The organism is Halopseudomonas xiamenensis (assembly GCF_014219065.1).
Lineage (GTDB): Bacteria > Pseudomonadota > Gammaproteobacteria > Pseudomonadales > Pseudomonadaceae > Halopseudomonas > Halopseudomonas xiamenensis.
Map to the genome: position 1 here is coordinate 14,562 of NZ_JACLGO010000002.1, position 13,015 is coordinate 27,576.

At 62.7% G+C, this 13,015-nt stretch carries 11 protein-coding genes; 5 read left to right on the forward strand and 6 right to left on the reverse strand.

Annotated elements, in window-relative coordinates; all coding sequences use genetic code 11:
• Positions 1-62 precede the first annotated feature (62 nt).
• Together H6X51_RS01420 and H6X51_RS01425 are read left to right on the forward strand one after the other, a co-directional pair.
• Positions 63-1,268 carry an alpha-hydroxy acid oxidase gene (locus H6X51_RS01420; protein ID WP_185265743.1) on the forward strand — a complete coding sequence of 402 codons (1,206 nt, stop codon included), beginning with the start codon at positions 63-65 and terminating at the stop codon, positions 1,266-1,268.
• Positions 1,265-2,665, forward strand: a complete 1,401-nt coding sequence (locus H6X51_RS01425) for an FAD-binding oxidoreductase (RefSeq protein ID WP_185265744.1) — start codon at positions 1,265-1,267, stop codon at positions 2,663-2,665. Before H6X51_RS01420 ends, H6X51_RS01425 begins: the two co-directional genes overlap by 4 nt.
• A gap of 64 nt (positions 2,666-2,729) precedes the next feature.
• On the opposite strand, the gene H6X51_RS01430 is transcribed toward H6X51_RS01425, so the two are convergent.
• The 5 genes from H6X51_RS01430 to H6X51_RS01450 form a co-directional block, all read right to left on the reverse strand.
• The gene (locus H6X51_RS01430) at positions 2,730-4,289 is read right to left on the reverse strand and encodes an acetolactate synthase large subunit (protein WP_185265745.1); all 1,560 of its coding nucleotides are present in this window, start codon (positions 4,287-4,289) and stop codon (positions 2,730-2,732) included.
• Between the two features lie 126 nt (positions 4,290-4,415).
• Entirely contained in the window at positions 4,416-5,084 is a 669-nt protein-coding gene (gene tenA, locus H6X51_RS01435; RefSeq protein ID WP_185265746.1) for a thiaminase II, read from the reverse strand.
• Positions 5,085-5,194: 110 nt separating this feature from the next.
• Positions 5,195-5,503 carry an AzlD family protein gene (locus tag H6X51_RS01440; protein ID WP_185265747.1) on the reverse strand — a complete coding sequence of 103 codons (309 nt, stop codon included), beginning with the start codon at positions 5,501-5,503 and terminating at the stop codon, positions 5,195-5,197.
• On the reverse strand, positions 5,500-6,210 hold the full coding sequence (locus tag H6X51_RS01445) for an AzlC family ABC transporter permease (protein WP_185265748.1): 711 nt from the start codon (positions 6,208-6,210) through the stop codon (positions 5,500-5,502). The genes H6X51_RS01440 and H6X51_RS01445 overlap by 4 nt, the downstream gene beginning before the upstream one ends.
• A gap of 672 nt (positions 6,211-6,882) precedes the next feature.
• A complete protein-coding gene (locus tag H6X51_RS01450; RefSeq protein ID WP_185265749.1) occupies positions 6,883-7,875 on the reverse strand; it encodes a bile acid:sodium symporter family protein in 993 nt (330 codons plus the stop codon).
• A gap of 94 nt (positions 7,876-7,969) precedes the next feature.
• Between H6X51_RS01450 and H6X51_RS01455 the strand changes: the two genes are divergently transcribed.
• The gene (locus H6X51_RS01455; RefSeq protein WP_185265750.1) at positions 7,970-8,791 is read left to right on the forward strand and encodes an AraC family transcriptional regulator; all 822 of its coding nucleotides are present in this window, start codon (positions 7,970-7,972) and stop codon (positions 8,789-8,791) included.
• Here H6X51_RS01455 and H6X51_RS01460 read toward each other — a convergent pair.
• Positions 8,781-9,878: an NAD(P)-dependent alcohol dehydrogenase gene (locus H6X51_RS01460; protein ID WP_185265751.1), complete on the reverse strand. Its 1,098-nt coding sequence runs from the start codon at positions 9,876-9,878 to the stop codon at positions 8,781-8,783. The two genes, H6X51_RS01455 and H6X51_RS01460, sit on opposite strands and share 11 nt — an antisense overlap.
• A 355-nt stretch (positions 9,879-10,233) precedes the next feature.
• Here H6X51_RS01460 and H6X51_RS01465 point away from each other — a divergent pair, with 355 nt between their 5' ends.
• Together H6X51_RS01465 and H6X51_RS01470 are read left to right on the forward strand one after the other, a co-directional pair.
• Positions 10,234-10,677 (forward strand): TadE/TadG family type IV pilus assembly protein, encoded by a 444-nt coding sequence (locus H6X51_RS01465; RefSeq protein ID WP_221627167.1) that lies wholly within the window; start codon positions 10,234-10,236, stop codon positions 10,675-10,677.
• Positions 10,678-10,725: 48 nt separating this feature from the next.
• On the forward strand, positions 10,726-12,996 hold the full coding sequence (locus H6X51_RS01470) for a pilus assembly protein TadG-related protein (protein ID WP_185265752.1): 2,271 nt from the start codon (positions 10,726-10,728) through the stop codon (positions 12,994-12,996).
• Positions 12,997-13,015: the final 19 nt, after the last annotated feature.

A 13,015-nucleotide genomic window follows, 5' to 3' on the forward strand; every position in this document is an offset into this window, starting at 1 on the left:
GTTGCAGACCGGCCAGCGTGGTCGGCTGAGGATGAGGGGTCCATTCCAATGGGAGCCCGTACATGCCACTGCCACCTGCACTGAAGCAGTATCTCAATATCGCCGACCTACACCACGAGGCACGGCGGCGCCTGCCGTTGCCGGTCTACCAGTATCTGGAGCGTGGCTCCGACGACGAATACAGCCTGCGCAACAACACCAGCGCCTTCGATCACTACCAGTTGCAACCGCATGCGCTGGCGGATGTCAGCCGTATCGACACCCGCACCCGGGTGTTCGGCTGCGAGATCGACTGGCCGGTGATACTGGCACCCACCGGCATGAGCCGGCTGTTTCATCCCGACGGTGAACTGGCGGTGGCGCGGGCGGCGGCGCAGGCCGGCAGCCTGTACTGCGCCTCGACCTTTTCCAGCACCGACCTGGAAAGCATCGCCGCCGCCAGCCAGGGGCCGAAGATGTTCCAGGTCTACGTGGTTACCGACCAGCAGCTCAACAACCAGTTGATCGAGCGGGCGCGCAACGCCGGCTACGAGGCCATGTGCCTGACCGTCGATACCGTGGTCGGCGGCAACCGCGAAGCGGTGGCGCGCGCCGGCATGAGCATACCGCCGGCCCTGAGCTTGAAGAGCATGTTGCAATTCGCCGCCCGCCCGCGCTGGGTGTGGAGCTACCTGAGCAGGCCGAAGTGGGATCTGGCCAACCTCTCCGAGCGCATCCGCCCAGGCCGGAACGGCAAGCGCGACATGGCCAGCTACCTTGGTGGTCTGCTCGAGCGGCGGCTCGACTGGACGCATGCCGAGCGCATCATCCGCCAGTGGAATGGGCCCTTCGCAATCAAGGGCATCATGTCCGTCGCCGACGCCCGGCGCGCGCGGGAGATTGGCGCCAGCGCCATCTTCATTTCCAACCACGGAGGCCGCCAGCTCGATTGCACCCCGGCGCCGATCGAACTGGTGGCGGAGATCCGCGCCGCGCTCGGAGCGGATATCGAGATCATCGTCGACGGCGGCATTCGCCGTGGCACCCATATTCTCAAGGCGCTGGCGATGGGCGCCAATGCCTGCAGCATCGGCCGGCCCTACCTTTACGGCCTGGCCGTCGCCGGTCAGGCCGGTGTCGAGCATGCGCTGCGATTGCTGCGCGCCGAGCTGGAACGCGACATGACCCTGAGCGGCTGCGCCAGCATCGCGGCCATCACCGCTGACCTGGTGCGCGACCCGGCGCCGCGGCTGCGCCCCATTCCGACTACCCGGGAGGTATCCCCATGAAGACCCTATTCGACCGCTTGCAACCGGGACTGCTCACTATCCTAGGTGACAGTGGTCTGCTGACCGGCGCCGATGTGGCGCAGCGCAGCGACAGCTGGACTGGCCGCGACCCGTGCCAGGCGCTGGGCGTAGCCCTGCCGCGGAATACCGCCGAGGTCGCGGCGATACTGAGGTTGTGCCACCGGGCAGGGCTGCCGGTGGTGCCGCAGGCCGGCAAGACCACCCTGGTCCAGGGCTGTGCGACCCGTGGCGAGGAGCTGGTATTGTCGCTGGAGCGGATGAATGCCATCGAAGACTGTGACGCCGTTGCCGCGACCATGACGGTGCAGGCCGGCGTGCCGCTGCAACGTATCCAGGAACGCGCCGAGGCCGAGGGCCTTATGTTCCCGGTCGATCTCGGTGCGCGTGGCTCCTGCACTATCGGCGGCAATATCGCCACCAACGCTGGCGGTATCCGCGTCATTCGCTATGGCATGACCCGTCAGCAGGTGCTCGGGCTGGAGGTGGTGCTGGCCGATGGCAGCGTACTCGATTCGATGAACGCCATGCTCAAGAACAATGCCGGCTACGATCTCAAGCAGCTGTTCATCGGCAGCGAGGGCACCCTGGGTATCGTCACCCGTGCCTGCCTGCGTCTGCAGCCGCGTCCGCTCAGCGAACAGACGGCGATGCTGGCGGTTGGCTCGTTCGCCGCCCTCGGCAAGCTGTTGCGGCGCGCGGGTGAGTTATTGGGCGGACAACTGAGCGCCTTCGAGGTGATGTGGCAGAGCCATTACCAGCTGGTGGCGGTCGACTCGGGCCGCCACGCTGCGCCGCTGCCCGCGCACTTCCCCTACTACGTGCTGGTCGAGACCCTGGGGAGTGATCCGCAGCGTGATACCGAGCTGTTCCAACAGGCCATGGAGCGGGTCATGGAGGAGAGTCTGGCCGAGGATGCGGTGATTGCTCAATCGAGGGCACAGCGTGACGCGCTGTGGGCGATCCGCGAGGATATTCCGGCGCTGATGCTGGCGATGAATTCGCCACTGTCCTATGACATCAGCCTGCCGATCGGGCACATGGAACGCTATGTGGGCGAGTTGGAGCAGGCGCTGCGCAGGACCTGGGGCGAGCAGGCTCGACTGCTGGTATTCGGTCACCTGGGTGACGGTAACCTGCACCTGGCAATCAGTGTCGGCGAAGATACCCCGGAGAACCGTGCCGCGCTTACCGAGCTGGTCTACCGGCCCTTGCAGGTACTCAATGGTTCGATTTCAGCCGAACACGGCATCGGCCTGGAGAAACGGGCCTACCTGGGCTACTCGCGCAATGCCGGGGAAATCGCCCTGATGCGTCTGCTCAAGCAGACCCTGGACCCCAAGGGCATCCTCAATCCGGGCAAGGTGCTGGGCAACTGAGAATGAGTGGGGAGCCGGCTGGCTCCCCACACACCCTGCTCGATCAGCGCTGCACCTGGGCTGGCTACGTCGCCACCGGTTCGATGATCGCTTCGATCAGCCGCGGACCGGGGGTCTTCATCGCCTCGTCGAACAGTTCGTGAAAGCGTTCGGCACTGGTGGCCCGCTCAGCCTGCATACCCATGCCGCGGGCGATCGACGTCCAGTCGATGACCGGGTTGGACAGGTCGAGCATCGACAGTGTCTTGGCGTTCGGTGCACTGCCGCCGACCCGCGCCAGCTCCACGTTGAGAACCGCGTAGCTGCTGTTGTTCAGCAGTACCACGGTGACGTCGGCCTGTTCACGCACCATGCTCCATAACGCCTGGTTGGTGTACATGGCGCAGCCGTCGGCCTGCAGGGCGATGACCTTGCGCTGCGGACAGGCCAGTGCCGCACCAAAGGCCACCGGCAAGCCCTGACCGATGGCGCCACCGGTCAGGGTCAACCAGTCGTGCGGTGCGGCCCCCTGGGTCGCCATGTAGACGCCAGCGCTGTTGGTCACGCCCTCGTCGGAGATGATCGCCTGCTCTGGTAGCAGGGCAGCGATGCTGCGTCCCAGGCTGTCCATGTTCAGCGCGCCGCCCTTGAGCGGCGGGATCATCGGCGGCTGGCACTGGGCCGGCTGGCTGGTGGCTCCGAGCAGCGTGGCCAGGCCTTCCAACGCGGCGTTCACATCATGCCGGTGTTCAGCCAGGCTGAGCAGTTGGCAATCTTCGGCGGCCAGCCAGCTGGCCTTGTCGGGATAGGCAAAAAACGCCACCGGCGCCTTGCTGTCGACCAGAATCAGTTGTTCATAGCCCTGCAGGAAGGCCTGCGCCTGCTCGGCCAGATAGGGAATGCGCTGTACCGCGACACGCCCGGCACCGCGCTGCAGGCGAGCAGGGAAGGTTTCGCAGAGCAATACCGCACCACTGGCTGCGGCGATGCGTCCGGCAATCTCCAGCGCCTGTTCACGCAGGGCGCGGCCACCGAGCAGCAGGGCACTACGCTTGCCGTTGCCGAGGGCGCTGGCGACCTGTTGCAGGCTGTCGGCGTCAGGCGCTGCCGGCGTTGCTGGTGGCAGCGCTGCTGCTGGCGTACCGGCTGGATTCCAGGAGCAGTCGGCGGGAGCGATCAGGGTGCTGATCTGGCCGCCGTTGGCATAGGCCTGGCTGACTGCTTCGGCGCCCAGCGTACTCAATTGGTCGGCACTGCTGGCCACCCCAACCCAGCCCGAGGGTAGTCTGACATGGCCAAGTAGGTCGCTGGTCAAGGGTGCATCGTATTGCAGATGGTAGGTGGCGTGGTCGCCGACGATATTGACCAGTGGCACACCCGCGCGTCGGGCATTGTGCAGGTTGGCCATGCTGTTGGAAAACCCCGACCCCAGGTGCAGCAGGGTCGCGGCCGGCCTGCCGCTCATACGCGCATAGCCGTCGGCGGCGCCGGTAACCACGCCTTCGTAGAGACAAAGCACGGCGCGCATGCCATCAGTCTCGCCGATGGCCTGTACCAGGTGCATTTCCGATGTGCCAGGGTTAGCGAAGCAGATATCCACTGCGCTGGCCTTGAGGGTGTGGAGCAGGGCTTGGGCGCCGTTCATGGGCGAATCCTCCGATCGTATCCTGCTCCCACTATAGCCAGCTGCACCGGCCGGCAATGTCAGGCAGATGACATTTGCCCGACAGTTCGTCGAATGGCGATGCAAGGGTCAGCGGCGGCGGGCACCTCACATCCGCTGATTCAGGCCCATATCCCAGAAGTCGATCTCCAACCGCGTGGCATCGCGGAAGATGCGCACCAGTTGCTCGAAACGACGCGGCGAGACATCCGCCAGTTCGCGGTTCAGCCAGGCGATTTCCGCGGCGGTGGCGCTCTGGAATTCGTCGCTTTCGTACATGGCGATCCAGGCTTCGTAGGGGTTGGCTTGCCCGCGCAGGGTTTCGCTGCGACTGTTCAGCCACTGGGCGACCTGGCCATAGCCTACCAGGCAGGGTGCCAGGGCTACATGCAGGTCGAGCAGGTCGCCACGGTTGCCGGTGTCCAGCACGTAGCGGGTGTAGGCCATGGTGGCCCGCGCTTCGGGCAGCGCCTGCAGCTGCTGTTCGGAAATGCCCCATTGCTGGCAATACTGCACATGCAGGCCCAGCTCCAGGTCGACGATCGCCTCCAGCCCGGCCTTGGCCTGGCGCAGGTCATCCAGGGTCGGGCTTTTATAGGCGGCCAGCGCGAAGGCGCGGGCAAACTGGATGAGGAACAGGTAGTCCTGTTTCAGATAGTGGCGGAAAGCATCGGCGGCCAGGGTACCGTCACCGAGCTGGCGGACGAAGTCATGTTGAATATAGGCGTCCCACTCGTTCTGGCACGCCAGGTAAAGCTGGTCGAAGCTGAAGGCCATGTTTATCTCTCTGATTTGAAAAGATTTTATCGGTGGCAGATACCATAGCGGGTCGGCCGGCGAAAGCAATAGACCAGCCCGGGCCGACCTGCCGGCAAGCCGCGCTCCAGCTAGAACTGCCGTGCCAGCGCCGCCGCCACTATGCCACAGGCGATGGCCGGCAGGGGTTTGCGCCACAGCAGCATGATGACCGCGGTGGTCAGCAGCGCCAGCCGGGCGCCGGTGTCGCCGGTGACCGCCAGCGGGGTGAGCAGTGCCACCAGCACCGAGCCGGACATGCCGTGGATGAAACGTGTCACCCGGTCGCTGATCGGCACGAAGGACATCACGTAGACGCCGCCCCAGCGGGTTGCCAGGGTCACCAGGGCCATGACCAGGACAATGACCAGCGCGCCCATGCCTGTGGTGCTGATATTCATCGTTTCCCTCCTCCGCTGAGCATGCCAGCCAGGCCACCCGCCAGCGCGCCTACCACCACGTGGCTGTTTTCCGGCAGGTACCAGTACGCCAGCAGCGAGGCCATGGCAGCGATGCCCCAGATAACCAGCATCCGCAGGTTTCTTTCGCCACCCACCACCATGGCCAGCAGGAAGCAGCCCATGACCATATCCAGCCCCAGGCTCGCCGGATCACTGATCGCATTGCCGAAATGGATACCCAGCCAGGTACCGACTATCCAGAACGACCAGAGCGCCAGGCCGCCACCCAGCAACAGCCCCAGCCCCGGCTGGCCGCGACTGAACGCCTGCATGGCCATGGCCCAGTTGGCATCCGATGCGGTGAGCATCACGCCATAGCGCTGGGGCGCCGGCAGGTAACGCAACCAGGGATACAGGGTGGCGCCCATCAGCAGATGCCGCGCATTGATGGCGAACACCGTGAGCATCATGGTGAACAGCGGCAGTTGCGTGCCCCACAGATCCAGCACGGCAAACTGGGAGGCCCCGGCGAACACCAGCGTGCTCATGCCGAGGATGGTCGAGTCACTCAACCCGACCTGCACGGCAGCCAGGCCGAAAGCGGCGCCGAAGACAATCACGAACAGCGAAATCGGCGCCAGTTGCTTGAAGCCGGACCAGACCAATGTTCTGTCGAGCCGATGCAGTTCAGTATCAGCGTTTATCACTTCAGAGCACCTCATGAGCATAATGCTGTTTACTCAACTTTCACCCCGTCATCCTTCATTTTCACCTCGTCGTCCTTCGCGAAGGCGAAGGATCCAGGGTGCCGGCTGACTCGGAGGGGCCTGTGGATCCTTCGCCTTCGCGAAGGATGACGGGGTGTGTGCCAAATGACGGGGGTGTTGCGCCAAATAGCGATGCGTTGCGAAGAGAGCGATGTTAGAAGAGAACGGCGTGAACTGAACCACATTCGCTTCATGAACAACACTTTCACCCTACTATGCACTCTGAATGTTTTTTAGAAAAACGCATAATCCATCAGGTGCTGGTGCGCGGTCCGCGCCAGCACCAGCTCACCGCCGAGAGCCAGGAGCTGTTGGGTTATGCCCGGCGCACGCTGGACCTGCATACCGAGACCCTGGGGGCCTTTCATGGTCATAAGCGGCCTGGCGGTGGCCGTGCTGTCCTGTGCAGCGTACCTGCGTACCTGAGCACCTGCAGACCCTGGGCAGCGAACATGGCCTCGGACCGCTCGAACCCATGGCGGTATCCGCCTTTCGCAGCCGGGTTTCACAGGGCTCCGAGGCGGTAGACAGGCTATATGAGCTGCTGGTCAGAACCCTGCGCATGTCAGAAGCCCCATAGACCGGCCGCGATCCACAGGGCGCCTGCCCCGGTCAGGTCGTTTCCAGCGCCGACTCCGCTGCTTCCGGGCGGCGAGCATAACGTTCGGCCAGTACCGCGCAGACCATCAGCTGGATCTGGTGGAACACCATCAACGGCAGGATCATCGCGCCCATGCTACCCCCAGCGAACAGTACCTGGGCCATGGGTACACCGGTGGCCAGGCTCTTCTTCGAGCCGGCGAACAGAATGGTGATGCGGTCCTCGATACTGAAACCCAGCCGCCGCGCCAGCAACTCGACCAGCAGCAGCACCACCGCCAGCAATATGCAGCAGGCCAGCACCAGGCCACCCAGCTGCAACAGCGGGATGCTGTGCCACAGGCCTTCCACCACCGCTGCGCTGAACGCGCCGTAGACCACCAGCAGGATGGAACCCTGGTCGACGTTCTTCAGCCAGGTCTTGTTCTGCTCGACCCAGCGGCCGATCCAGCGGCGGGCGATCTGCCCGGCGATGAACGGCAACAGCAACTGCACGGTGATCTGGCCGATGGCCCCGAGGGTGTCGCCACTGCCGGCATCGGCGCCGAGCAACAGCATGACCAGCAAGGGCGTGACGAAGATCCCCAGCAGGCTGGAGGTGGCCGCACTGCATACCGCCGCCGCGACGTTACCGCGGGCCAAGGAGGTGAAGGCGATGGCCGACTGCACCGTGGCCGGCAACGCACAGAGAAACAGCATGCCCAGGTACAGCTCATGCCCCATCATCGGCGCCAGCACCGGCTTGAGCGCCAGTCCGAGCAGCGGGAACAGTACGAAGGTACAGCTGAATACCAGCAAATGCAGGCGCCAGTGGGTGGCGCCGGCCCAGATCGCCTCGCGCGACAGCTTGGCGCCATGCATGAAGAACAACAGGGCGATCGCCAGGTTGGTGACCCAGCCGAATACCACCGCCACCTGGTCCCGGACCGGCAACAGGCTCGCCGTTGCCATCACGGCGATCAGGCAGAGGGTGAAATTGTCGGGTATGAAACGGGGGCGAGCCATGGCGTCTATCTCCTGGGCAACGAACAGCTTGCGCTGATGGACGCTTGAGTCTACTGTCGGGCAGACTTTCTGACTAACGCGATCAGGGCCTTCAATGTCGAGAAACGGACAAAGCAGTCCCATGCACCGTGCGGTCCCCCAACTGCCGCACCTGCCCCGCCCCTTGTATGCCCGGGTCGAATCCCTGGCACGGCCGGCCGCCACCGACTGGCACAGCCACCCCTGGGCCCAGTTGTCCTATGCCACCCATGGGGTGCTCTCGGTACACACCGCCAGCGGGCGCTTTCTCGCTCCGCCGCAGCGGGCGATACTGGTGCCGCCGGACCTGCCGCACGCCGTGCTCAGCTCGCCACGCACCGAGATGCGCAGCCTGTATCTGGAGCCGCAGGTGGTCAACTGGGCCGACAATCACTGCATGGTGCTGGAAATCACCCCGCTGTTGCGCGAGCTGATCAGCGCCTTTGGCCAGGTGCCGGCCGAGTATGCGATCGATGGCGCGGACGGGCGGCTGGTCGAGGTACTGCTCGACCAGTTGCAGGTAGCGCCGCGTACCGGCCTGTTCCTGCCCTGGCCAAGCGATCCCCGGCTGCAGGCGCCCTGCGAGCAGCTGTATCAGAACCCCGAGCACAGCATCAGCCTGCGGCACTGGAGCCAGCAATTGGGCATCTCGGAAAAGACCCTGTCGCGCATCTTCCTGCGCGAAACCGGCATCGGCTTTCGCGCCTGGTACCAGCGCCTGCGCCTGCTGCACGCCCTGCCCCTGCTGGACCAGGGCCGCAGCGTGACCGATGTGGCCCTGGCCTGCGGCTACGAGTCCACCTCGGCCTTCATCGCCGCCTTCCGTCAGCAGCTGGGCAGCACCCCCGGCGCCCTGGCGACCAGGGCCAGCCAGGGCGAAGGGCCATTCACGGCTTGATGGCGATCTTCAGCACGCCGTCGCGCTGGTTGGCGAACAGGTCGTAGGCCTCGACGATCTTCTCCAGCCCGTACTCGTGGGTAACCAGCACGCCCAGGTCCAGGCGATTGGAAGCCACCACGTTCATCAGCCGACGCATGCGTTCCTTGCCGCCGGGGCAGAGTGCGGTGTTGATACGATGATCGCCCAGACCGGCGGCGAAGGCACCCAGCGGAATGCTCAGGTCCTCCGAGTACACCCCCAGGCTGGACAGTGTGCCGCCCGGCTTGAGCACCTGCAGCGACTGGCTGAAGGTCTGCTGGGTACCCAGCGCCTCGATCGACGAGTCCGCACCGCGCCCGCCGGTGAGCTTCATCACCTCCTCGACCACATCGCAGTTGCGGAAATTGAGGGTGATATCGGCGCCCATCTGCCGGGCGATATCCAGCCGGTGATCGTTGCCATCCACGGCGATGATGGTGGTCGCCCCCAGCAGCCGCGCTCCGGCCGTGGCACACAGGCCGATCGGCCCCTGGGCGAAGACCACCACGGTATCGCCGATACGGATGTTGGCATTTTCCGCCCCTTTGAAGCCGGTGGACATGATGTCCGGGCACATCAGCACTTGCTCATCGGTCAGGCCATCGGGAATCGGCGCCAGGTTGGCCTGGGCGTCGGGCACCAGTACGTACTCGGCCTGGGTGCCATCGATCAGGTTGCCGAAGCGCCAGCCGGCGGTGGCCTTGTAGCCGTGGCAGCCACAGCGACCATCGGCGGTCAGGTAACTGCCATCCTGCGACGCCACCCCGTCCTGGGCGGCATAGGAATTGAAATTGGGGCAGATGGCCCCGGCAATCACGCGCTGGCCTTCCTGATAGCCCTGCACGGCACTGCCGAGTTTCTCGATCACCCCCACCGGCTCGTGACCGACGGTCAGGCCCTTGGCCACCGGGTACTCGCCCTTGAGGATATGGATGTCGGTACCACAGATGGTCGTGGTGGTAATGCGGATCAGCGCGTCGTTGGGACCGACGTCGGGAATGGGCTTGTCGGCCAGTTCGATACGTCCGGGCTCGACGAATACTGCCGCCCTCATCATCTCAGCCATGGGAATCACTCCTGGACAGTGGATAGGGAACAGCCTTCTGCGCAAGCACAGAATCCACTACAGCCTAGGTCAGTTCCGGCGAACGGGTGCTGATCTGGATCAAGTTGGTTGTCGGCGGACGGGGTGCTGAAATTGCCTGAAGCCACTCCCTCACCCCGTCATCCTTCGCGAAGGCGAAGGATCCACCGGCCAGTCCTAATCATCCGGCATAGTGATGCAGCTCACTTAAGGCATAGTCACAAGTCATTATTTCCACCACCCCTGCCGTAGCTTATAAATCCCAATGGCTTGACCAGCCAACACACCAGCGACTTGAAACAGCCTGCCAACCGGGCTTTTGGCAGTGGGGCAGGATATGCAGCGACATACAGCAAGGATGAGGCAGCGAGGCGCGGCCAGTATCGAGTTCGCCTTTATGTTCGTGCTGGTATTCATGGTGTTTTATGGGATGGTTGGGTATTTCATCCCACTCCTGCTCAGCGCCACCTACCACGAACTCTCTGCCGAAGCCCTACGTCAGGCAGTCAGCCTGCAATACGCGTCACTGGAACATGCAGAACTGAAAGATCAAGCCAAACGGGTCATACAGGACTCATGGCTGCCCGCCGTCTGGGCACAGCCATGCCCGGGCTATGGAGAAGATACTTTCCTGAAGATTGCTGGCAATACCTGGAGTACCTGCATTCGCCATGGCGATCCATCTGCGATCCTGACGCCCATTACCCTGCCCCTGCTCGACCTTGAGTGGCCGCCGCTGCCCAAAGAAATCCGCGGTGAAACGACAATACGACTGCACTGATTCACGCACGTTAACGCTGACCGGGCGCTGCCGCCAAGGAGTTCGACCATGCCCTGCCTGACAACACCACCCTCGCTCAAGGCTAGCCAGCGAGGTGCATTCAGCATTCTGACCGCCTTCACCCTGCTGATGCTTCTGCTTTTCCTGGCCCTGGTAGTAGATGGCGGTCGCTTGTATATGGAACAGCGGAAGCTGCAGAAAATTGCCGATATGGCCGCACTGGAAGCGGTGGCACGTCTTGAAAACGGCAACTGTGCCGCCGAACCCGGCAACGCTGCCAACTACGCTGACGAAAGCGCTTTGCGACACGGCTTTCCACAGGAAGGCGAGCAGCCGCTGCTCACCCAATGCGCCACGGTAACGCCGGGAGATGCCGCAGGCGACGGAAGCCGCATCATCACTGTCGACCCCGATGGTCTGGCAGTTAAAGTCACTGCCATCAGAAATGTGCAAAACAGCCTGATAGCACAACTGCTTGATCGCCTACCCACCGTTGACTTGAGAGCTGAAGCCACCGCCGTGCGTGAAGCTCCCACTGCCTCATTCAGTGTGGGTGCGCAACTGCTGCGCCTGAATGATAACAAGCTACTCGGCCAGTTGCTGAAAACCGTGGGGCTGAAGCCGGAACATCTGACCGTCCTCGACTCCGATGGTCTGGCCAGCGCTCAAATCACCCCAGCCGGCCTGCTCAAGGCATTGGGCATCAAGGTCGGCATCCATGAGCTCAAGGCTCTCAGTCCTCAGGGACTGGTTGATCTGGTCAATACCGAAGTGGGCCTGCTCGGCCTTGACCGTCTGATCGGTTTATCAGCCCAAGTAGTCTCTGACTCGGTACTATTGGCGCAGTTGGATCTGCTGCGCCAGGGTATTCTGACCAGCCCTATCCTCAAGGATGTCAACCTGCAACTGTTCGGCACCGAGGATCAACCAGGCCTGCTGAAACTGGAATCCAGCCCGGATGGCAGCCTGGGCGCCGCACTGGACACCCAGATCAACCTGGGCGATCTTTTGGGTGCCGGTATCCTGATCGGGGCCAATGGTCGTGCTCTGGAGGTGAATGAGCTGAACGTCCTAGGGCTGGCACAGGTCGAACTGGGTATTGTCGAACCACCTTCCATTGGTATCGGGCCGGTAGGCACCAAGGCCTACAACGCCCAGATACGCCTGTATGTTGGAGTCGATACCAACAAGCTGCTGGGCGGCATTCTTGCCTGGCTGACCGATACCGTACTGGGCACCCGTATCAATCTACCCATCTGGATCGACCTGGTATCTGGCGAAGGCACCCTGGAGGCCATCCACTGTGACGCCGGAACGCCCACTGCGGATATCTGGGTGGAAACAGACATACTCAATGCCTGCGTTGGCAAAATGCCCGAGGAAGGAAAATGGTCCACCAGCGGCAGCTGCGAAGTTGCCCTGCAGGAGGACGAGCTGATCAGGCTGTTGCATATTCCGGTACTCAGCGGCAAGACACATATCCCTGCGCTGGAACACGACTACGAGTTACTGGACATGGTTGCAGGTGAAACTCGCTCCACTACTGTCAACCCGCTTGCACTCGGCACCACAGTGGATAATCTGGTCAGTGGTCTGTTGGACCTGCTCAGTGGCCTGTTCCGCAAACCGGTCAATGATGATCCCCACCTGGATTACAGCCAGCAGGCACAAAACAAACTGATCGCCAGCCTAGCAGAACAATACCTGGAAGCCACTAAAGTTAATGGCTTCTATAATGTGGACAATGTCACCAAGCTGATCCTGCAAGGTAGTGATGAGCGTGATGAAAACGGTGATCAGATTCTACCACCACTGGTAAGTGCAAACTGGGAGATCCCAAACAGCATTCCCGTAACCTGTGTGCTGGGAGCATGCCCCCCCAGCGCTTGGAAAAAGGGGACCTTCACAGAAGCTTTTCATGCCTATACCAGCATTCCGTACGGCGTTCTGGATATTGTAGGCATACCCACTCTAGGTAAAGGTTACCTAAGCTGTGCAGGACTGCTCTCATCCCTGCTTAACTGGAACGGCTGCGTTCAACATAACCTGGCCAAATTGCTCCAAGACAAACCTGACAGCATCAGCATGAGCGTCAATAGCGACGGCCAGAATCTAGCCAACCCTAACAACACCGAAATCACGTGCTCTGGTGCGCTGTGCGTTATGCTGAAACCAGTGCTGGCACTGCTCAAGCCCATCCTCAACGGCATCGGCGCCCTGCTGACCACTATCCTCGCCAATGCACTCGGCCTGGAACTGGGCCGCACCGATGTCACCATGCATGCGATCAGCTGCGGCACGCCGCAACTGGTGCGCTAGACATTTCAGGGAATAAAGA

Excerpts from the sequence above, each read along its gene's own strand:
- H6X51_RS01450 (WP_185265749.1), bottom strand. The coding sequence starts at position 7,875 with ATGGCTCGCCCCCGTTTCATACCCGACAATTTCACCCTCTGCCTGATC.
- H6X51_RS01455 (WP_185265750.1), top strand. The coding sequence starts at position 7,970 with ATGTCGAGAAACGGACAAAGCAGTCCCATGCACCGTGCGGTCCCCCAA.
- H6X51_RS01460 (WP_185265751.1), bottom strand. The coding sequence starts at position 9,878 with ATGGCTGAGATGATGAGGGCGGCAGTATTCGTCGAGCCCGGACGTATC.
- tenA (WP_185265746.1), bottom strand. The coding sequence starts at position 5,084 with ATGGCCTTCAGCTTCGACCAGCTTTACCTGGCGTGCCAGAACGAGTGG.
- H6X51_RS01420 (WP_185265743.1), top strand. The coding sequence starts at position 63 with ATGCCACTGCCACCTGCACTGAAGCAGTATCTCAATATCGCCGACCTA.
- H6X51_RS01425 (WP_185265744.1), top strand. The coding sequence starts at position 1,265 with ATGAAGACCCTATTCGACCGCTTGCAACCGGGACTGCTCACTATCCTA.
- H6X51_RS01470 (WP_185265752.1), top strand. The coding sequence starts at position 10,726 with ATGCCCTGCCTGACAACACCACCCTCGCTCAAGGCTAGCCAGCGAGGT.
- H6X51_RS01430 (WP_185265745.1), bottom strand. The coding sequence starts at position 4,289 with ATGAACGGCGCCCAAGCCCTGCTCCACACCCTCAAGGCCAGCGCAGTG.
- H6X51_RS01440 (WP_185265747.1), bottom strand. The coding sequence starts at position 5,503 with ATGAATATCAGCACCACAGGCATGGGCGCGCTGGTCATTGTCCTGGTC.
- H6X51_RS01465 (WP_221627167.1), top strand. The coding sequence starts at position 10,234 with ATGCAGCGACATACAGCAAGGATGAGGCAGCGAGGCGCGGCCAGTATC.